This is a genomic window from Cognatundibacterium luofuense, from assembly GCF_018139685.1.
Classification (GTDB): domain Bacteria; phylum Pseudomonadota; class Gammaproteobacteria; order Burkholderiales; family Burkholderiaceae_D; genus Undibacterium; species Undibacterium luofuense.
Genome location: NZ_JAGSPN010000115.1, coordinates 1 through 491, shown reverse-complemented (window position 1 = coordinate 491; position 491 = coordinate 1). Strand labels below are relative to the sequence as shown.

The window sequence follows — 491 nt, the reverse complement described above, 5'->3', positions numbered from 1 at the left end:
TGTTTTCAGTACCTGAACAATTCTCAGCGGCAACTAAAGCAAATCTGGATGCACAATTCGCATTATTCTCCACCATCAGTGCAAAAACACTCGAAAGTGATGAAAAACTGGCCGAGCTGAATTTGAATGCAGTAAAAAGTACACTGGAAGAAGCCACTGCCACAACCCGCCAGTTATTGTCTGCAAAAGATGCACAGGAATTCATACAACTCAGCAGTGCACAATTGCAACCGAATGCAGAAAAATTCCTGTCTTACAGCCGCCACCTGGGAAATATTGCGTCATCTGCTCAGGCTGAGCTTTCCCGCGCAACGGAAATACAGCTCAACGAAAATAAGCGTAAAGTAGTCAGCCTGTTGGAAGATGTAACGAAAGATGCTCCTGCCGGAACCGAGCAGATTGTTGCGGCGATCAAAACTGCCATCAACAACTCTCATGCCAGCCTGGAGCAAATCAATAAATCAGGTAATCAAACTGTCGAGGCACTGGAA

The 491-nt window shown here is 45.6% G+C and carries 1 protein-coding gene; it reads left to right on the top strand.

The annotated features are described in order from the left end of the window. A partial coding sequence (locus tag KDM89_RS19595) for a phasin family protein (RefSeq protein WP_212689570.1) occupies positions 1 to 491 on the top strand: 491 nt, incomplete at both ends.